This window comes from Saccharopolyspora sp. ID03-671, assembly GCF_045278815.1.
GTDB lineage: Bacteria > Actinomycetota > Actinomycetes > Mycobacteriales > Pseudonocardiaceae > Saccharopolyspora > Saccharopolyspora ipomoeae.
The window spans coordinates 3,076,963-3,094,828 of record NZ_CP134054.1 but is presented as its reverse complement, the minus strand read 5'-3'; the positions used below and the strand labels follow the sequence as shown (position 1 = coordinate 3,094,828).

Annotated in this window: 18 protein-coding genes and 1 pseudogene; 8 read left to right on the top strand and 11 right to left on the bottom strand. The window is 68.3% G+C overall.

What is annotated here, in order from left to right; translation table 11 throughout:
* Window positions 1-50 precede the first annotated feature (50 nt).
* From REH65_RS14000 to REH65_RS13975, 6 genes and pseudogenes are all read right to left on the bottom strand, one after another.
* A complete protein-coding gene (locus tag REH65_RS14000) occupies window positions 51-179 on the bottom strand; it encodes a hypothetical protein (protein ID WP_406692737.1) in 129 nt (42 codons plus the stop codon).
* Window positions 180-225: 46 nt separating this feature from the next.
* Window positions 226-1,493 (bottom strand): annotated as a pseudogene (locus REH65_RS13995) (IS256 family transposase).
* A gap of 42 nt (window positions 1,494-1,535) precedes the next feature.
* Window positions 1,536-2,366 carry a DUF2637 domain-containing protein gene (locus REH65_RS13990; protein WP_406692736.1) on the bottom strand — a complete coding sequence of 277 codons (831 nt, stop codon included), beginning with the start codon at window positions 2,364-2,366 and terminating at the stop codon, window positions 1,536-1,538.
* On the bottom strand, window positions 2,363-2,665 hold the full coding sequence (locus tag REH65_RS13985; protein ID WP_406692735.1) for a terminase gpP N-terminus-related DNA-binding protein: 303 nt from the start codon (window positions 2,663-2,665) through the stop codon (window positions 2,363-2,365). Before REH65_RS13985 ends, REH65_RS13990 begins: the two co-directional genes overlap by 4 nt.
* 284 nt (window positions 2,666-2,949) lie before the next feature.
* Entirely contained in the window at window positions 2,950-3,159 is a 210-nt protein-coding gene (locus REH65_RS13980) for a hypothetical protein (protein WP_406692734.1), read from the bottom strand.
* A 363-nt stretch (window positions 3,160-3,522) separates the two neighbouring features.
* The gene (locus REH65_RS13975; protein ID WP_200069135.1) at window positions 3,523-4,122 is read right to left on the bottom strand and encodes a TetR/AcrR family transcriptional regulator; all 600 of its coding nucleotides are present in this window, start codon (window positions 4,120-4,122) and stop codon (window positions 3,523-3,525) included.
* A 133-nt stretch (window positions 4,123-4,255) separates the two neighbouring features.
* On the opposite strand from REH65_RS13975, the gene REH65_RS13970 reads away from it, so the two are divergent.
* Genes REH65_RS13970 through REH65_RS13955 form a run of 4 tightly spaced genes read left to right on the top strand, consistent with a single transcriptional unit; the run spans window position 4,256 to window position 8,515 of the window.
* Window positions 4,256-5,500, top strand: a complete 1,245-nt coding sequence (locus tag REH65_RS13970) for an acyl-CoA dehydrogenase family protein (RefSeq protein WP_406692733.1) — start codon at window positions 4,256-4,258, stop codon at window positions 5,498-5,500.
* Window positions 5,497-6,627, top strand: coding sequence for a selenide, water dikinase SelD (selD, locus tag REH65_RS13965; protein WP_338603041.1), 1,131 nt, complete (start codon window positions 5,497-5,499; stop codon window positions 6,625-6,627). The genes REH65_RS13970 and selD overlap by 4 nt, the downstream gene beginning before the upstream one ends.
* The gene (locus REH65_RS13960) at window positions 6,615-7,166 is read left to right on the top strand and encodes an adenylyltransferase/cytidyltransferase family protein (protein ID WP_200069138.1); all 552 of its coding nucleotides are present in this window, start codon (window positions 6,615-6,617) and stop codon (window positions 7,164-7,166) included. Before selD ends, REH65_RS13960 begins: the two co-directional genes overlap by 13 nt.
* A gap of 59 nt (window positions 7,167-7,225) precedes the next feature.
* Complete coding sequence (locus REH65_RS13955) at window positions 7,226-8,515, top strand: phosphoglycerate mutase (protein ID WP_307849956.1); 1,290 nt, start codon at window positions 7,226-7,228, stop codon at window positions 8,513-8,515.
* A 225-nt stretch (window positions 8,516-8,740) separates the two neighbouring features.
* Here REH65_RS13955 and REH65_RS13950 read toward each other — a convergent pair whose 3' ends face one another.
* From REH65_RS13950 to REH65_RS13940, 3 genes are all read right to left on the bottom strand, one after another.
* On the bottom strand, window positions 8,741-9,538 hold the full coding sequence (locus REH65_RS13950; protein ID WP_338603045.1) for a DUF2637 domain-containing protein: 798 nt from the start codon (window positions 9,536-9,538) through the stop codon (window positions 8,741-8,743).
* Window positions 9,535-9,837 carry a hypothetical protein gene (locus REH65_RS13945; RefSeq protein WP_406692732.1) on the bottom strand — a complete coding sequence of 101 codons (303 nt, stop codon included), beginning with the start codon at window positions 9,835-9,837 and terminating at the stop codon, window positions 9,535-9,537. The genes REH65_RS13950 and REH65_RS13945 overlap by 4 nt, the downstream gene beginning before the upstream one ends.
* Before the next feature lie 315 nt (window positions 9,838-10,152).
* On the bottom strand, window positions 10,153-11,088 hold the full coding sequence (locus tag REH65_RS13940; protein ID WP_406692731.1) for an AraC family transcriptional regulator: 936 nt from the start codon (window positions 11,086-11,088) through the stop codon (window positions 10,153-10,155).
* Window positions 11,089-11,279: 191 nt separating this feature from the next.
* Between REH65_RS13940 and REH65_RS13935 the strand changes: the two genes are divergently transcribed.
* From REH65_RS13935 to REH65_RS13925, 3 genes are all read left to right on the top strand, one after another.
* Window positions 11,280-11,996 (top strand): flavin reductase family protein, encoded by a 717-nt coding sequence (locus REH65_RS13935; RefSeq protein ID WP_406692730.1) that lies wholly within the window; start codon window positions 11,280-11,282, stop codon window positions 11,994-11,996.
* Window positions 11,993-13,471: a 4-hydroxyphenylacetate 3-hydroxylase family protein gene (locus tag REH65_RS13930; RefSeq protein ID WP_406693161.1), complete on the top strand. Its 1,479-nt coding sequence runs from the start codon at window positions 11,993-11,995 to the stop codon at window positions 13,469-13,471. The genes REH65_RS13935 and REH65_RS13930 overlap by 4 nt, the downstream gene beginning before the upstream one ends.
* A 407-nt stretch (window positions 13,472-13,878) precedes the next feature.
* Window positions 13,879-14,430: a hypothetical protein gene (locus REH65_RS13925; protein ID WP_406692729.1), complete on the top strand. Its 552-nt coding sequence runs from the start codon at window positions 13,879-13,881 to the stop codon at window positions 14,428-14,430.
* A 392-nt stretch (window positions 14,431-14,822) separates the two neighbouring features.
* On the opposite strand, the gene REH65_RS13920 is transcribed toward REH65_RS13925, so the two are convergent.
* Window positions 14,823-15,962 carry a hypothetical protein gene (locus tag REH65_RS13920; RefSeq protein ID WP_406692728.1) on the bottom strand — a complete coding sequence of 380 codons (1,140 nt, stop codon included), beginning with the start codon at window positions 15,960-15,962 and terminating at the stop codon, window positions 14,823-14,825.
* Between the two features lie 165 nt (window positions 15,963-16,127).
* Between REH65_RS13920 and REH65_RS13915 the strand changes: the two genes are divergently transcribed.
* Complete coding sequence (locus REH65_RS13915; RefSeq protein ID WP_406692727.1) at window positions 16,128-16,490, top strand: hypothetical protein; 363 nt, start codon at window positions 16,128-16,130, stop codon at window positions 16,488-16,490.
* A 6-nt stretch (window positions 16,491-16,496) separates the two neighbouring features.
* Here REH65_RS13915 and REH65_RS13910 read toward each other — a convergent pair whose 3' ends face one another.
* Complete coding sequence (locus tag REH65_RS13910; RefSeq protein WP_406692726.1) at window positions 16,497-17,738, bottom strand: glycosyltransferase; 1,242 nt, start codon at window positions 17,736-17,738, stop codon at window positions 16,497-16,499.
* Window positions 17,739-17,866: the final 128 nt, after the last annotated feature.

Below are 17,866 nucleotides of genomic sequence, written 5' to 3'. Positions count from 1 at the left end.
CAGGCGGCCTCCAGAACACGGCAAACAAAGGGGTGCGGCACGAAGCGGGGTCAGCCCGGCTTGACTTGCGTAACCCGCCAGAGGCGACGAGGAAGTTCGCCTTCCTCGAAGGCGTGGATCTCGCGCAGGTTCCACTGCTGCGCGAGGTCCTCGACCAAGGCCGAATCGAAGTAGTGCACGGCGAAGGGGAGTGTCGGGTTTTCGGTGTAAGTGGTCTTGGGGTGGTTAGTTGGTGGTGCTGGGGACGATGCGGCCTTCGAACGTGGTGGCGAAGGCGTTGAGGGGTCGTTTCCAGCGCACGATCCATTTCGCGCGACCCTTGCCGGTGGCGTCAAGCGCCCGGGTGGTGAGGTAGAGACACTTGATCGCGGCTTGGTCGTGTGGGAAGTGGCCGCGGGCTCGCACCGCCCGGCGGTAGCGGGCGTTGAGGCTTTCGATGGCGTTGGTCGAACAGATCACCTTTCTGATCTCGGCGTCGTAGTCCAGGAATGGCACGAATTCGGCCCAGGTGCGCTGCCAGAGCGTGACGATCGCCGGGTATTTCTGGCCCCAGCTGTCAGTAAAGTCCTCAAACCGTGCTTGTGCGGCGGACTCGGTCGGGGCGGTGTAGACGGGCCGCAAATCGCGGCTGAGTTTCTCCCAGTCCTGGCGGGCGGCATAGCGGAAGGTGTTGCGGATCAGGTGGATCACGCACGTTTGCACCGTGCACAACGGCCACACGGTGGCCACCGAGTCGACCATGCCCTTGAGCCCGTCGCAGACGAGGATGCAGATGTCTTCGACACCACGGTTTTTGAGTTCGGTGAACACCTGCAGCCAGAACTTCGCGCCCTCAGCCCATCCCCGATCCACAACCCGAGGATGTCACGCTCGCCATCCACGGTGACGCCGATCGCGACATATACCGGCTTGTTGGTGACCTGCCCGTCACGGACCTTGACCGCGATAGCATCGACGAACACGACCGGATACACCCGATCCAACGGTCGATTGCACCATTCGGTCATTTCCTCGAGCACCGTATCGGTGATCGTCGAGATGGTGTCCTTGCTGATCCGGGCCCCGTAGACCTCGGTGAAATGCGACGAGATCTCACCGGTGGTCATCCCGCGCGCCGTCAGCGACAGCACGATCTCGTTCACACCTGACAAGCGGCGCTGCCGCTTGCGCACCGTCTGCGGCTCGAAGCTGCCCTCCCGATCCCGGGGCACCTCGACCTCGACCGGTCCGATATCGGTCAACACCGTCTTGGACCGCGACCCATTACGCGAATTGCCCCGGTCGCGGCCGGCTGGGTCGTGCTTGTCATATCCCAGGTGATCGGACAGCTCGGCCTCCAGCGCGGTCTCCAACACGCGCTTGGTCAAGCCGGTCAGCAACCCGTCCGGGCCGGTGAGCTCCACACCCTCATCCCGGGCCTTCGCAACAAGCTCGGCCGCCAGTTCCTGCTGCTCCGTGGTCAACGAGTCCATCGACTCGAGGCTCTCGGTCATCACAGTCCTTCCCGCCGAACACACTCGGCGTGTCAGGACCACTTACACCGATCGACCGACAGTCCCAATATGGCCAGAGCCGCTCGCCGGACAGTCCCCTGGTTGGTGGTGTTGGCGGATGTGGTGAGTGAGGGAGCGGGCTCGTGCTGAGCCGATGCTGAGCTTGCGGCGGAGGGTGTCGGCTGAGATCGGACGCTGGTACAGGTTCCAGTGTTCGGCGTCGAGCCGGTATGCCTCCTCGTGCAGCGGATCATCGTCCTCCGCGTGCGGTGGCTCTGAGTCAGCGTCGGCACTGTTGGTGCTGTGACCAGGCGCGTTGTTCACTACCGTGCGCAGCGCTGGCACCTCGGCACCCGTCTCGTACTTCTCTGACGACGGGCTGGTTTCACCCGTGTCCGGTGAGTGCGGCTCTGGTGATGCGTTCTCGTCGGCCTCGTGACTGGTGCCGCTTGTCGTCTCCGCGCGGCGGCGTTTGAGTGCTTGGTTGAGGAGTTCGACTGACAGCAGTAGCGCCAGGGGTGGGCAGGCGGCTACGGCGATGGAGAAGGAGTTTAGCTCGGGTGCGGAGGCGATGTTGGCGCACAGCGACAACCCGATCCCGAGGGCAAACGACAGCCAGGCTTTCCACTGCCCGGTGGCGCGATGACGGTGACCGGTCTTCCACAGCTCGATGGTCGCCGTTGTCAACAAGCCATCAACGATAAGTGGCCAGAGGGTGGCGGTGGTCTCGTCAGCCCCGAACCGCAGGGCGAACTCGCGGCCGTGCCGGTAGGAGACGTAGGCCGCGCCCACCGCCACCAGCAGCGTGCACGCGCACTGCAGATGCAGCGATCGATCGGGGACGGGACTCGACGGGGATGGCGTGCTGGTCATCGGGCGTCACCCGCCCGAGGTTGTCCCTGCGTGCCGCGCATCGTGACGCCGCGCTCCTGCAGGCGCTGGCGGACGGTGCCGGCGGCGACGTCCATGCGTGCGGCGATCCGGGCCAGGGACCACCCCTGGTGGTAGAGCCGGACGGCGTCGTCGATCTGCTCGGCGGACAGCCCGCGGCGGCGCATCGGGACACCGTGGCGGTGCAGGATCGTGCTGACGGTGCGGCGCTCGATGCCGAACTGGTCACCCAGCTCGTAGACGGTGGCGCCGGACTGGTAGCCCTCGATCAGTTGCTGCACTTGGTCGTCGGGGAGGCGCCGGGTGCGGCCGGGCTTTGCCCGCTTCGGTGTCGGTTGGGGCGGTGTAGCCAGGTCCGGCAGCTTCGTCCGCAGTGTTTCCAGTGCGCTGACCTGCTCGTTTGTGTTCGAGTAAGCTCCCTCAACCTCCACCGGATATTCGATTTTCGCGCTCTGACCTGCGCATTTGTTCATCAAGTAGCCCTCCCGCGCACGACATGTGCGGGAGGGTTTTTGCTGGTCAGGGGCTGTTTTCGTGTTCTATTCCCCCAAGGTGTCTTGGCGTTTCACGTCGTCTGGTCGAAAGCAGCAGCATCGGTCTTCGTGGTCACCGCGGTCGGTGCAGTGCTGATGCTCCGTTGGCGGTCTGCTTGGCGGCAAGAGCTAGGTCGCTCATGGTGAAGCTTTTTGAATTCGTGGCCACCCACGTCTTTGGAGCCGACGATCGCACGCGCATCCTGGCCGACCACGAACGCGGCGATAGCGCTCTCCTGCATGACGCTCGTCGTAGCTGTCTTCGTCCGGCTTGTCCTTGGCTTGCAGGAGTGTGCTCATGGTGACGTGCGGTCACTGCCGGAGCTGAGTCGTCACGGCCGGTCGCCGTTCATGGCTGAGCACCTGCCCGTTGCGTTGCCGCGCCGACCTGTTTCAAACGGGTGGTGACGAGTTCAGTGATCGCAACCTGGTCGTAGAGCTACGAGGCGTAGTGAACGCAGCGTGGGGGGAGCTCGTTGTGCATGCGGTAGAGCGCGGCTCGCGCAGCCCTTGCGAGCCGGTATCGCGACGACTTGTTCCGAGCGCCGCGGTTCGAGCCCAGGCGGTCGGCGTGCCGCGGGAGCGCGGCCCGCCCGCGGCAAGCGTCATTCGGTTCCGGACACCTCGTCTCGGCTGACCTGCTCAGTGAGGTAGCGCTGCATCAACTCCCGAGCATCGAGCCGGAAGAGGTTCAGCCGACGGGTGTGCCGCAACAGCAGCAACCCGGAAGCGTGCGCGAACGCTTCCGCTGTCAGGCGGGTGGCCGCCGCTGCACCGAACAACTCTTCCGCGGCACGGCGGGCCGGTTCCAGGGTGGCGAGCAGTGCCGCGTTGAGATCGCGATTGGTTTCCTCGTCGGAGAGCCCGTGCGGTGCCATTCCGCCGGAGAACAGGTAGAACCCCATGTCCAGGTCGCGGGGGTTCTCGTCGTAGAAGTCGAAGAAGGCCAACCCGGTGGCGACGTAGCGGGACGCTGCGGTGGCGGCTTGGGACGCGGCGGTTTCGGTCGCGTTCTGTAGCCGCTTGAGCGATTCGTTTAGTGCCGCCGCGTAGATGTGCTCTTTGCTTGGGAAGTAGCTGTAGATCGCTCCCGGGGTGTAGCCGGCCTCTTTGGCGATCGCCCGCATACTGGCCTCACGCAGGCCGTCACGTGCGAAAACGCTCAGCGCTCCCTCGAGTATCAGCGCTCGCTTGGTCTCGCTCACCGCGTCGAGTCGGTCCGCGCGCGCACCCTCAGACATGTCCTTTGCCCTTCCTTCGTGTTGACGGTGACGCTACCCTGTGAACAGCGTTCAATCGAATGAACACTGTTCAATCGTCGAGAGGGAGAGTCAGTTCATGACTGCCGTCGCCGCCATCGGTGCCAGCGAGCGAGTCGCCGACTGCACCGACCGCTTCCAGACCTTCCTCGACCAGGAGGTCGCCCCGATCGAAGAAGAGCTGGCGCAGCAGGGTGCTGGCACGGCCAGCCGGCCGCAGTTCGACGAGCTGGGGCGGATGCATCCGGCGGTGTGGGAGGCGCGGCGGCAGGTGCAGCGCCGCGCGGGTGCGCTTGGCCTCTACGCGCCGCACAACTCGGTCTCTGCTGGTGGCAGGGGTTTCAGCCGGGTTGAGATGCATCACGTGGAGGAGTTCGTCTACCGCCGGTCCGGGCTTGGGCTCGGCCTGGCCGCGTTGGCCTGGACGGAGGGGCCGAACCCGGCGATCGAACACTGCTCGCCGACCATGCGGGAGCAATATCTGCAGCCGCTGATCGCGGGGGAGATCACGGCGGCGTTCTGCAACACCGAACCCAGCGTCGGCTCCGACGTCCTGGCGATGTCGACGCACGCGACCCGGGACGGCGACGACTGGATCATCAACGGGAAAAAGGCGTGGATCACCAACTCGCACTTCGCCGACGTCCTGCAGGTCGTGGCCGTCACCGAGCCCGGTGCCCGGACCCGGTCGCTGTCGATGTTCCTGGTCGACGCCAACGCGCCCGGGGTCACCCGGGGGCGTGATCTGCCCACGATGATGGCCGACGGTCTGACCGGCACCCTGGAGTTCAACGACGTGCGGGTTCCGGCCGAGAACGTCGTCGGCGAGATCGGCGACGGTTTCGCGCTGGCGATGTCGTGGATCAACTGGCGCCGGCTCTGCCGCGGTGGCATGTGCGCGGGCTGGGGCGCCTGGCTGCTCGAGCGGGCCCTGGACTACACCCAGCAGCGCACCTCGGGTGGCGAGCCGATCGCCGCGCAGCAGGCGGTGCAGCACATGTTGGCGAACATGGACGCCGACATCTACCAGGCCCGCGCGACTTCTCTGGTGGCGCAGGCCGAGCTCGATGAACTAGGGCCGTTCGCGATCCCGATGCACTCCGATGCTCCCCGGTTGATCAGTCTGGTCAAGGTGATCAACGACGAGGCGTTCTTCCGCGTCGCAGACACCGCGGTGCAGGTGCGCGGTGCGATGGGGCTCATGCAGGACTCGCCGGAGGAAAAGCTGTTCCGGGTCGCGCGAAACCTCCGCATCCCGGCAGGAACGTCTGAGATCCAGCGCAACGGGATTGCGCGAGGCCTGTTGAAGAGGCGAGCTGCATGACGACCTTGACGACCCCGCTCACGCAGTACTCGTCGGGCGGGGGGTGTGCTTGCAAGATGCCGCAGAGCCTGCTCGACGACGTGTTGGCGTCGTTGAATGCGGGCGATGGCGACCCCGCGGGCAGTGGCCGCACCAGTCCTGCTGGTGCGGCTCTGAGGGTCGGGTTGTCGCCCGCAGATGATGCGGCTGTTCTTGACGTGCCTGGCCTTGAGGGCCGTTCCTTGGTGGTGACCACCGATTTCCTGACTCCGATGGTGGATGATCCCTACGATTGGGGACGCATTGCGGCCACCAACGCCCTGTCGGACGTCTACGCGATGGGTGGGCGCCCGCTGTTGGCGCTGAACCTGCTCGCTTGGCCGGAGAACCTTGACCGTGCCCTGCTCGCGGAGGTCATGCGGGGAGGCGCGGGCGCGGTCGCCGATGCTGGCGCGGTGCTGGCCGGCGGGCACAGCATCGTTGACCCGGCCCCCAAATACGGGCTGGCCGTCGTGGGCGAGGTCGACGAGAACTCCATCCTGCGCAAGGGCGGAGGTCGTGCCGGTGACCTGCTCGTGTTGACCAAGCGGCTCGGCGCTGGGGTCATCGGCACGGCGGTGAAGCGGGGGCAGGCACCGGGCTCGGCCGTCAGCGAGGCGGTCGCCACGATGAGCCGTTCCAACGCGTCCGCGGCCGGGGTGGCGACCACCGCGGGGCTGCGCGGTGGGACCGATGTCACGGGCTACGGCCTCATCGGCCACCTGCACGAGATGGCGCTTGCGGCCGGTCTCGAGGCCCGAATCCGGCCGGAGGCCGTGCCGCTACTGCCCTCGGTTGCTGAGCTCGTGCGGCAGGGTTGTGCCCCTGATGGCAGCCGTCGCACTCTCACCGACGCGCTCGCCGCGGGCTGGTTCGACCCCTCCACCGCCGACCAGACCACGCAGCTGCTGCTGGCAGATGCCCAAACGTCCGGCGGTCTGCTGCTGTGCGTCCCCCCGGCCATCGCGAGCTCGACGGTCGCGGCCTTGGACGAGCGGGGTGATGCGGATGCAGCCGTGGTCGGAGAGCTCGTAGCCGGACGTCCTGGACACGTCGCGATCGAGACACCGCCAGGCGCCGGTGGAGGGGAGTCGGGATGGACCGTTTGAGTTGTGTGACCGGCCGGTTCCAACCGGTTCATGAGCAGCACTTGGAGCTGTTCGAAATCGCGCTGCGTGATGCCGACCATCTCATCATTGCGATCACCAACCCTGATCCCGGTGCGCGGCAGGAGGAATCGACTTCGGCGCACCGGCATCTGTCCGCGGCCAATCCCTTCACCTACTTCGAACGTGCCCGGCTCCTGTACGCGGCATTGGCCGACCGGGGCTGGGTGGAGAAGACGACCATTGTGCCGTTCGATCTCACCCGGCCGGAGTGCTGGCCGCACTATGTCCCGCTGCGCGCCCGGCAGGTGGTGCGTGTCTACAGCGACTGGGAGCGCTACAAGGCGGGGCTGCTGGCTGATGCGGGTTATTGGCTCACGGTGCTCGACGGTGATCCCGCTGCCAAGGTCTCCGCCACCGACATCCGCGCACGCCTGGAGGACAAGACGGCGACGTGGACGGACATGGTGCCAGCCTCCATCGCACCGATCCTGACTGAGCTGCTGAAAGAGCGGTCAGCAGCACGCACTGGAGGTCGATGATGACGCCACCTGGATACGGCGAAACCCAGCCTCGGCTGGACGACGACCGGTTGCCGGTCGTGCTGGTCATCTTCGACGGGCTGGGCGATCGCCCCATCCCGGAACTCGGGGGGCGCACTCCCGCCGAGGCGGCCCACACCCCGCACCTTGATGCCCTGGCCCACGACGGCGCTTCCGGATGGCACTTGCCTTTCGGATGGGGGCGAGCGCCGGCCTCGGAACTGGCCCACTGGGCGATGTTTGGCTACGCCACGGTGCCCTTCCCCGGTCGCGCCGTGCTGGAAGCACTCGGCGCCGGACTCGACATCGCCCGCGACTGCGCGGTCACCCACGCGGCGCTGCGCACCTCGCGCCGCGACGGCAACCGCCTGTGGATCACCGGACGAGCCCGGGTCGACGACGACGCCGACATCGCGGCCCTGTTGAGCGGCCTCGGGCCGGTGCTCGCCGAGCACGGGATGAGCCTGCAACGCCACGGCAAGACCGGCGAAGCGCTGCTGACCGCCCCCGCTCACGGGTGTGCGCAGGTGACTGACTCGGATCCGCTGTTCGAGAACTTCCACCCCTGGATGCAGCCGATTCCGACCAGCGCGGAGGGATCGGCCTTCGCTGAAGCGCTCACCGCGGCATTACAGGCAGCACACCGCTACCTGCTCGCCAGCGACATCAATGCCGCGCGGGAACGCCGCGGGCTGCCCGCGTTGGACGTGCTCACGACGAAGTGGTCCGGCCGCTACGGCGACATTCCCTCGTTCGTCGAGCAGGTCGGCGTCGCCGGTGCCGCGGTCACCAGCACGCGCCTGTACCGCGGGATCGCCACAGCCCTGGACATGGCCTCGGTTCACCTGTCCTCGGCCGACGACCCAGCCTGCGACATCGCGGCCCGGCTCGAAACCGCTGACGACCTCGTTGCGTCCGGTGCCCGCTTCGTGCACGTCCATACCAAGGCCACCGATGAGGCCGGCCACACCAAACAACCCCATGCCAAACGTGACGTCCTGGAAGCGCTCGACCGGGGCCTGGCCGGCCTGGCCTCCTTGGCCGAGCGGGCGATCGTCGCGGTGACCGGCGACCACGCCACACCCTCCACTCACGGGGTGATGCACACAGCCGACCCGACCCCGTTGCTCGTGGCCGGCCCAACGGTCCGACCGGACACCGTCACCGAATGGGGAGAACTGCCTGCCCGGCACGGCTGGTGGGGCAACGTCCGCGCAGACGAACTGCTACCGCTGCTCCTGGGCCAGGCCAACCGGCCGGTCTTCCTCGGCCACCGCATCACCACCCGACCGGTGATCGGACTCGCCGACGCACCACGCCCGATGCCAGTCACCGAGGACGGCTCATGACCAGCCGGCGTCGACCCCGGTGGCAAGCCCGCCACAGGTCCCCCGCTCTGGCACACCTGGTCACCATCGGGTGCCGGATCGGTTCCATCACCGCATTTCTTCACACCGGAAGTCGGTGACAACGCAGTTGCGGGGGGTCGGAGCAGCATGGGCACGCTTTCGATCAATGAAGGACCTGCCACGGCGGGCTGCCTGAGGCTCGGCAACCCATTGCCAGGCCGGTGCTCATTCCACCGCCGCCAACACTGTTCCTGGCTGGTGGTGCTGGCGAATGTGGCGGGTCAGGGCGCGGGCTCGTGTTGAGCCGATGCTGAGCTTTCGGCGGAGGGTGTCGGCTGAGATCGGACGTTGATATAGGTTCCAGTGTTCGGCGTCGAGCCGGTATGCCTCCTCGCGCAGCGGATCATCATCCTCACCGGACGCTGTCTCCTGGACGGCGCCCGCACTGTTGGCGCTGTGACCAGGCATGTTGTTCTCCACTGTGCGCAGCGCTGGCACATCCTCGGCCTCCTCGGGAGCCTTCAGCGGCTGGCTGGCATCGCCCGAGTCCGTCGAGTTCGGGTGCGCTGACGGGCTCTCGTCGGATTCATGAACGGCCTCCCTTACTGTCTCCGTGCGGTGCCGCTTGAGTGCCTGATTGAGCAGTTCCACCGAGAGCAGCAGTGCCAGGGGTGGGCAGGCGGCTACGGCGATGGCGAAGTTGTTCAGTTCGGGTGCGGAGGCGATGTTGGCGCACAGCGACAGCCCGATGCCGAGGGTGAATGACAGCCATGCCTTCCACTGCCCGGTGGTCCGGTGGTGGCCGGTTTTCCACAGTTCGATGGTCGCCATCGTCAACAAGCCGTCGACGATGAGCGGCCAGAGGGTGGCGGTCGTCTCGTCGGCGCCGAACCGGAGGGCGAATTCGCGGCCGTGTCGGTAGGAGACATAGGCCGCGCCAACAGCTACAAGGAGTGTGCAAGCGCACTGCAGATGCAGTGATCGATCGGGGGCGGGACTCGACGGGGATGGTCGGTTGTTCATCGGGCGTCACCCGCCCGAGGCTGTCCCTGGGTGTTGCGGATCGGGACGTCGCGCTCGTGTAGGCGTTGGCGGACGGTGCCGGCGGCGACGTCCATGCGTGCGGCGATCCTGGCCAGTGACCACCCCTGGTTGTAGAGCCGCATTGCGCCGTCGATCTGCTTCTCGGACAGGCCGCGGCGGCGCATCGGGACGCCGTGGCGGTGGAGGATCGTGCTGACGGTGCGGCGCTCGATGCCGAACTGATCACCCAGCTCGTAGACGGTGGCGCCGGACTTGTAGCCCTCGATCAGTCGCTGCACTTGGTCGTCGGGGAGTCGCCGGGTGCGGCCGGGCTTTGCCCGCTTCGGTATCGGTTGGGACGGTGTAGCCAGGTCCGGCAGCTTCATTCGCAGTGTTTCCAAGGCGCTGACCTGGTCCTTTGTGTTCGAGTAAGCTCCCCCAACCTCCACTTCACGATCGGGACCGTCCTGCTCACCGCAGGGCGGTTTCGCTTTTCTCGCCCCGTCATGATTTTGGGGGAGCGACTCCCCAAACCCCCTGCGGTGCGGTGGTCGTCCGGCGTCGGCTCCTCGCCGAGAGACGCCCGACGCGGCGCTGGTGCGCGCGTCCTGGGCCTACGAGCAGCGCAGGGTGTGGGAAGGGGTTACTCCGTAGCGGTTCTTGTAGGCCGCTGCGAACCTGCCCAGGTGTGTGAAGCCCCAGCGGTAGGCGGCTTCGGTGACGGAGTCCGCGTTCCCGCCGAGGAGGTCCGCGTGCACTCGGCTCAGCCTGATCGCAGTCAGCTCCTGCGTCGGCGTGGAACCCAGGTAGTGCCGGAATCCCTGCTGGAGGCGCCGGATTCCGACGCCGGCGGCGCGGGCGAGGTCCGAGGCGGTCCAGTCGCGGGCCGGGTCCTCCTCCATCGCCGCGACCACTCTGGACACGATCCGCGGGCGGATCTCGCCGTGCACCGGCTCTTCCGGGAAGCAGGCCGTGACGAACGCGGCTGACAACGTGCCCGCCAGCCGGCGGCTCACCCGCGGGTCGTGCGCGAGTTCGGGGGAGGCCAGCGCTTCCGCGCCGATGGAGGTCAGCAGCGCCATCCAGGTCCGGCCGCCACCGGTGCGCAGGTCCAGCTGCGCGGGCAGCCGGTCGACGTGCATGCCGACGAGCGCGGACACCTCGTCGGCGAGGTAGTCGCGCTCCACGCGCATCCCGACTATCGAGCAATCCGCTGACCAGCGGGTCATCCGGGTCGGCTGGTCCGGCGGGCAGACGGTCGCCTGCCCGTCCAGGGAGAGGACGTGCCGACCGCTGACGCGGGCTTCGAGGACACCGCTGCGCGGCACGTTCACGGCCCAGGCGCCCGGGTGGTCGGACTCGACGGCGACCTCCGAACCCCAGCCGATGCGGGCCAGCCGGATCGGGCCGAGGTCCACGGCCCGCAGCTCAGCAGGGCCTGCCGCCTGCGCCCTGATCGCCAGATCGTGGGGGAAGTAGGCGCGCGCGACCGACGCGGAGAAGCCGTCCAGCTCCTCGGGCGAGGCCGTCAACGTGCCTGTCGTGCTCATACCACTCCTTCGTGATGCGCCGATGGTACGTGCTCCGCAGTGGCGCGCATAACAGTTCGAGGCCGTCCGGTTCGCAATCCGGATCGATCGTTCGCAGCGCGGATCGCCCGGGACATCGGTTCGACCTAGCGTCACCGCTGAGTTCCTGACCGCGCATTTCCGCAGGTCTTGCCACTGCGAAGGAGCAGAACATGGATCCGCGCACCCTGCGATCGACCTACGGCCGCTTCGCGACCGGAGTCACCGTCATCACCTGCCGGACCCAGGACGGGCACTACCACGGCGCCACGGTCACCGCCTTCACCCCGATCTCGCTCGATCCGCCGCTCGTGCAGGTCGCGCTGACGCGCACGGCGAAGGCCGCCGGTCACCTCGTGGGCGCGTCGTTCGCCGTCAACGTGCTGGCAGCCGACCAGGTCGACGTCGCCATGCACTTCGCGGGACGTCCGAGCCCGGATCCGCTGCCGTGGCTGGACGGCGCGCGCGCACCCTCGCTCGCGGGGACCGCAGCGTCGATCATCTGCGACCCGTGGCGGGCCGACGACGGGGGCGACCACGTGCTCTTCCTGGGCGAATGCGTCGACGTCCGCGCGACCGAGCGCGCTCCGCTGCTGTTCCACGACAGCGCTTTCCACCACATCGGGCAGCGGACGTCCGACACCGTCTGGCTCGGATGCCAGGACGACCCGCACGCCGGCTGGTTCGACGCGACGGCGCGGTTCCACCCAGCACCCGCGCGGTCCAGTGAGGTCCCCGCGCACCACCATCGAGTTCAAAGGAGAAGCAGATGGCTGACACCCGCACCTCCGCTGCCGAGGAGTCGGAGTTCGCGGCGAGCGCGCCCGAGTCCAACCCGGCGCAGGACGCTCCCGCCAACAGGCAGGCGAACTTCGCCTCCCGGCCGATGACCGGGGACGAGTACATCGAGAGCCTCCGCGACGGCCGGGAGATCTACCTCCACGGCGAGCGGGTCAAGGACGTCACCGAGCATCCCGCCTTCCGCAACCCGGTCCGCATGACCGCGCGGCTGTACGACGCGCTGCACACCGGGCCGCACGTCGACGCTCTCACGGTGCCGACCGACACCGGCAACGGTGGCGTGACCATGCCCTTCTTCAAGACCCCGACCTCCTCGGCCGACCTGATCAAGGAACGCGACGCGATCGCGCAATGGGCTCGTCTGACCTGGGGCTGGATGGGCCGCAGTCCCGACTACAAGGCGAGCTTCCTCGGCACCCTGCACGCCAACAAGGAGCTCTACGCGCCGTTCGAGGCCAACGCCGAGCGCTGGTACCGCGAGTCCCAGGAGAAGGTCCTCTACTGGAACCACGCGATCATCAACCCTCCCGTGGACCGCCAGCTGCCGCCGGACGAGGTGGGCGACGTCTACATGAAGGTGGAGGAGGAGACCGACGCCGGCCTGGTCGTCTCGGGGGCCAAGGTGGTCGCGACCGGATCGGCGATCACCAACTACAACTTCATCGCCCACTACGGGTTGCCGATCCGCAAGAAGCAGTTCGCGCTGATCTGCACGGTCCCCATGGACGCGCCCGGGGTCAAGCTGATCTGCCGCCCCTCCTACACCGAGCAGGCGGCTCGGAACGGCACGCCGTTCGACTACCCGCTGTCGAGCCGGATGGACGAGAACGACACCATCTTCGTCTTCGACAAGGTGCTGGTTCCGTGGGAGAACGTGTTCATGTACGGCGACGTCGACCGGATCAACGCGTTCTTCCCCCGGTCCGGTTTCCTGCCGCGGTTCACGTTCCAGGGCTGCACCCGGCTGGCGGTCAAGCTCGACTTCATCGCCGGCTTGCTGATGAAGGCCCTCGACGCGACCGGCTCGGGAGGTTTCCGCGGCGTGCAGACGCGGGTCGGTGAGGTCATCGGTTGGCGGAACCTGTTCTGGTCGCTCACCGAGTCGATGGCTCGCGACCCCGAGCCGTGGGTCGGCGACGCCGTCATCCCGAAGCTGGAGTACGGGCTGACCTACCGGATGTTCATGCTCCACGGATATCCGCGGGTCAAGGAGATCATCGAGCAGGACGTGGCCTCCGGCCTGATCTACCTGCCTTCCGGCGCGGCCGACTTCCAGAGCCCCGACGTCAGGCCGTACCTCGACAAGTACGTGCGCGGCTCCAACGGGGTCACCGCCGTCGACCGCGTCAAGGTGATGAAGGCGTTGTGGGACGCCATCGGATCCGAGTTCGGCGGCAGGCACGAGCTCTACGAGCGCAACTACTCGGGCAACCACGAGAACGTCAAGGCCGAGCTCCTGTTCGCCGCGCAGAACCGCGGGGGCGTCGACCAGATGAAGGGATTCGCCGAGAGCTTCCTCGACGAGTACGACCTCGACGGTTGGAAGGTGCCGGACCTGTTCTGATCCCCCACGGCAGCGGGCGCCGAGCGTTCGGCGCCCGCTGCCCGGTCTGACTCGACCTCGCGTCGCCGCGGGGCATCGGGGGCTCAACCGGTGGCGCGCCGTCGTCGAGGCGGTGGCGCGGAGTTGCTGGTGTGCGGGGGTTGTTTCATGTTTTCGGGGTTGTGATCACCCGTTCGGGGATCTTGGTCGGTCTCGTGGAGCGGATCACCCTTCGGCTTGTCACTCTCAAATGGAGTTGTTTCGTCCAGCAAAGGCAACGGTCTACCGCATCGCACCTGGGAGTCCACTTCGGAGCGGTGCGGAGGTTTCCGTGCTCTGGAGCCGTTTTCGGTCGGTGCCGCGACCGGATGGCGCTCTGATCCGCGGTCCCGATTGCCTGATTGCGTGCGAGAGAGGTCGTTGCCGAAATGCGCACTGGGAACAAGAAGATCTGGTGGGCCGTGCTGGCCCTCGTGATCGTCCTCGCCGGAGTCGGCGGTTGGATGCTGCGGTCGGGCGGTCCCATCAACGCGGCGTCGTCGGAGCCCGTGCCGGTGGGCACGCCGACCATCGTCTCGGCCAGTGAGCTGGAAGACCTCGCGGGCCAGCACTACCCGCTGTACTGGGCGGGCGAGCAGCCGGACACCCAGATCGAAGTCACCGTGACCAGGAAGAACGCGATCTTCGTCCGGTACCTCCCGTCGGGTGTGGCCGCCGGTGACCCCGGCCAGTACCTCACCGTCGCCACCTACTACGCCATCAACGGCTACGACGCGCTGCGCGGGACGCCGAAGGAGAAGGCGGACGTCACCGAAGCCGAGGACGGCGCGATGATCGCCGTCTTCCGGGACCGCGCGCTGTCGACGTACTTCTCGTTCAAGAACGCGGGGTTCCAGACCGAGGTCTTCTCGCCGATGATCGGCCAGTCCAAGCAGCTGACCGAAAACGGGACCATCAAGATCGCAGGCGGTGACTCGTGAGCGGCAAGAGCGCACGCACTCGCCGCACCGTCGACGTCATCCTCGGCTCCACCGCTGCGATCGTGACGGTGTTGAGCGGGCCCGCGCAGGCGGTCGCCGCTCCCGGCCCCGAGGAACCGTGGTTCAGCGTCACACCGCCCGGCGTCGAAGGACCGGTGCAGGGCGATCCCGCGCTGGCCGCAACCTCCGCACCGCCACCGACCACGTCGTACTCCGGACCTGCTGGGCCTGAAGGGACGGCAGGTCCGCAGGGCTCGACCGGCGCGCAGGGGCCGCAAGGACCGGCGGGTGGGCCGCAGGGAGCGCAGGGCGAGACGGGAGCGCAGGGCGAGCCCGGGGCCACGGGCTCTCGCGGCCCCCAGGGCGAAGCCGGAGCACCGGGACCGCAGGGTTCAGCTGGTCCGGCCGGAGCTCCCGGCACCGTTGGTCCGGCCGGTGCGCCGGGCCCTCAGGGTGCCGATGGTGCGCCGGGTGTTGCCGGTCCCGTCGGTCCGCAAGGCCCGGCGGGTGAGCCCGGCGCTCCGGGCCCGCAGGGCGCCGACGGTGCTCCGGGCCCGCAGGGCGATGTCGGCCCGGCCGGCCCGGTCGGCCCGCAGGGCGCCGATGGTGCTCCGGGAGTTCAGGGCGCACCCGGTCCGCAGGGTGCTGATGGTGCGCCGGGTGTTGCGGGTCCTGCCGGTCCTCAAGGTCCGCAGGGCGCCGACGGTGCTCCCGGCGTTCAGGGGCCGCAGGGTGATGTCGGCCCGGTCGGTGCGCAGGGTGCAGACGGTGCGCAGGGGGCCGCTGGCCCGCAGGGTGCGGTTGGCGCGCAGGGGGCGCCGGGTCCGCAGGGTGAGATCGGTCCGGTCGGTCCGCAGGGTGCTGATGGTGCGCCGGGTGTTGCGGGTCCCGCCGGTCCTCAAGGTCCGCAGGGCGCCGACGGTGCGCAGGGGGCCGCTGGCCCGCAGGGTGCGGTTGGCGCGCAGGGGGCGCCCGGCCCGCAGGGTGAGATCGGCCCGATCGGTCCGCAGGGTGCCGACGGTGCACCCGGGGTTGCGGGTCCCGCCGGCCCCCAAGGTCCGCAGGGCGACATCGGTCCTGCCGGGCCGCTGGGTGCTCAAGGCGCGCAGGGTGACATCGGCCCCGTCGGTCCCGCCGGGCCGCAGGGCGCGCAGGGTGATGTCGGTCCCGTCGGTCCCGCCGGGCCGCAGGGTGAGACCGGTGCTGCTGGTCCGCAGGGCGAGCCGGGTGTGCAGGGACCGGCTGGTCCGCAGGGGGCGCAAGGAGCCCAAGGCGATGTCGGTCCCGTCGGTCCGGCCGGCCCGCAGGGTGCCGACGGTGCTCCTGGTCCGCAGGGCGAGCCCGGTGTGCAGGGACCTGCCGGTCCGCAAGGCGCCACCGGTGCGCAGGGCGCACCCGGACCTCAGGGCGCCACCGGTGCGCAGGGGGCACAAGGGCCGCAGGGTGACCTCGGCCCCGCCGGTCCGCAGGGGCCGATCGGTCCGCAGGGCGCCGCCGGTGCTCCCGGTGTCCAGGGACCGGCCGGTCCGCAAGGGCCCGCTGGTCCGCAGGGGCCCGCTGGTCCGCAGGGAGCCGACGGAGCCCAGGGCGCCCAGGGCGCCCAGGGAGCCCAGGGCCCGCAGGGGACGGTCGCGACGGCGGGAGGTTACTTCTACACCAGCTCCACCTCCTCGAACGCTTCCAACTCCCCCGTTCCGATGACCACGATCGGCACGTCATATGGCGGCGTATCGCTCAGCGGCGGCGGTGTCCAGTTGGCAGCCGGTACCTACACGATCGACTACACCTGGCAGGCCGACGCGGCGGGTAGCGGTACAAGTGCCTCGGAGTTGGTCTCCGCGTATCTCACCCTCAGCGGAACCGAGGTCGCGGGCTCGCGAATCAAGGCCACCACCAGCACATCGCCGTCGATCGAGGATCAGGTCTCCAACTCCATCACCATCACCGTCCCGGCCGGCGGTGGCGTGCTGATGCTGAACAACGGTGCGGTGGCCACTGCTGGACACAACAGCTCGCTCACCGGCATCACGGGCAGCATCAACGTCCAGCGCGTGCAGTAGATCGCCTCAGCAGAGAAGCGGCCCTCCTTGGCGGGGGCCGCTTTTCACTGCCAGCAGGTTCGCGTCGACGTAGGAGATGTCGTTGGCCGCGTCGAACTGGGTGGGGAAGTAGGTGCGGACCCCGCTGATCTGGAAGCGCATCGGGTTGCCCGGGAACGCGTGCCGCAGGCGGTCGGCCTGGGTGAGGTACCAGAAGCTGTTGGCGTTCCAGAACGACACGTGGGTCGGGTCCTGGAACGCGCCGCGACCGTCGGTGCTCGGCGTGGTCGTGAGCACCAGGCCGCCGTGGACGAGAACCCGGTAGCACTCGGCGAAGAAGGCCCCGCGATCGGAGATCCGCTGCAGCAGGTCGGTGGCGACGATGACGCCGACCGAGCCGTCCGCGTGCGGGAGCGCGGGTGCGGCGGGGTCGATCTCGAACTCGGTGGCGCCCGGGGGCACCGCCCGCCCGGTCCACGAGGCGGTGTTGAGGTCCAGCGCGGCGAGCCCGGACCGCTGCGCCCACGCGACGGCCAGCCGTCGGATGCCGCGGTGGTACCGGGCGACGGTGTCGTCCTGGATGAGCTTGTTGATCCGCTGGTCCCGCTGGGTGTTGGCGGGGTGCATGCGTTGCAGGTACAGGCATTTCGGGATGCGGCGGAACTCGCCGAGCTCGTAGAGCCGCATCATCAGGTCCTGGTCGTCGAGCACCTCCAGCGAAGCGTCGTAGCCGCCGGCCCGCTCGTAGGCGTCGCGGCGGAACGCGCGGACGTGGTTGGGCGCGTACCAGATGTAGCTGACGTTGTGCGGGCTCGCTTCCAGCGCCAGGCAGCGGTCGAGGGGTTTGCCGTCGACGTCGACCGGCTCGTACTCCCAGCCCATCGCCGGGTTGAACCGCTCGTGCCGGGCAGAGCCGTCGGCGTTGATCTCCGCGAAGTCCGAGTACACCAGCACCGCGCCGGGTTCGGCCTCGAAGGCGGCGACGACCTCGGCGAGGCAGGTCGGCGCGAGCAGGTCGTCGTGGTCGAGTTCGACCAGGACCTCGCCGGTGGCCAGCGCGCACACCTCGCGCTTGATCGCGCCCACGTACCCGGTGGCGGTGCCGCGCACGACGCGGACGCGCGGGTCCGGTTCCGGCGGCGACCACTGCGCGGATCCGTTGAGCAGCACGATCCACTCCCAGTCGGTGTGGGTCTGCGCGGAGACGGTGCGGTGGCACTCGTCGAGGTACGTCGGTGCATGGCTCGCTGTGAAGACGGTCACTCGCACCGGAGGATGCTCGCACGAGCGGCGCGCGAGATCGTGACGGCGCGCGCGGAATCCGCCCGATCGGGCTTTTCCCAGCGCACGTAAATCGGTAGTGTCGGGTTCACTCGCGAAAATCACGGATTTCGACC

Coding starts and splice junctions, on each gene's coding strand:
- REH65_RS13990 (WP_406692736.1), bottom strand. CDS start 2,366: ATGACCAGCACGCCATCCCCGTCGAGTCCCGTCCCCGATCGATCGCTG.
- REH65_RS13980 (WP_406692734.1), bottom strand. CDS start 3,159: ATGCAGGAGAGCGCTATCGCCGCGTTCGTGGTCGGCCAGGATGCGCGT.
- REH65_RS13970 (WP_406692733.1), top strand. CDS start 4,256: ATGACTGCCGTCGCCGCCATCGGTGCCAGCGAGCGAGTCGCCGACTGC.
- selD (WP_338603041.1), top strand. CDS start 5,497: ATGACGACCTTGACGACCCCGCTCACGCAGTACTCGTCGGGCGGGGGG.
- REH65_RS13960 (WP_200069138.1), top strand. CDS start 6,615: ATGGACCGTTTGAGTTGTGTGACCGGCCGGTTCCAACCGGTTCATGAG.
- REH65_RS13950 (WP_338603045.1), bottom strand. CDS start 9,538: ATGAACAACCGACCATCCCCGTCGAGTCCCGCCCCCGATCGATCACTG.
- REH65_RS13940 (WP_406692731.1), bottom strand. CDS start 11,088: ATGAGCACGACAGGCACGTTGACGGCCTCGCCCGAGGAGCTGGACGGC.
- REH65_RS13935 (WP_406692730.1), top strand. CDS start 11,280: ATGGATCCGCGCACCCTGCGATCGACCTACGGCCGCTTCGCGACCGGA.
- REH65_RS13930 (WP_406693161.1), top strand. CDS start 11,993: ATGACCGGGGACGAGTACATCGAGAGCCTCCGCGACGGCCGGGAGATC.
- REH65_RS13925 (WP_406692729.1), top strand. CDS start 13,879: ATGCGCACTGGGAACAAGAAGATCTGGTGGGCCGTGCTGGCCCTCGTG.
- REH65_RS13915 (WP_406692727.1), top strand. CDS start 16,128: ATGACCACGATCGGCACGTCATATGGCGGCGTATCGCTCAGCGGCGGC.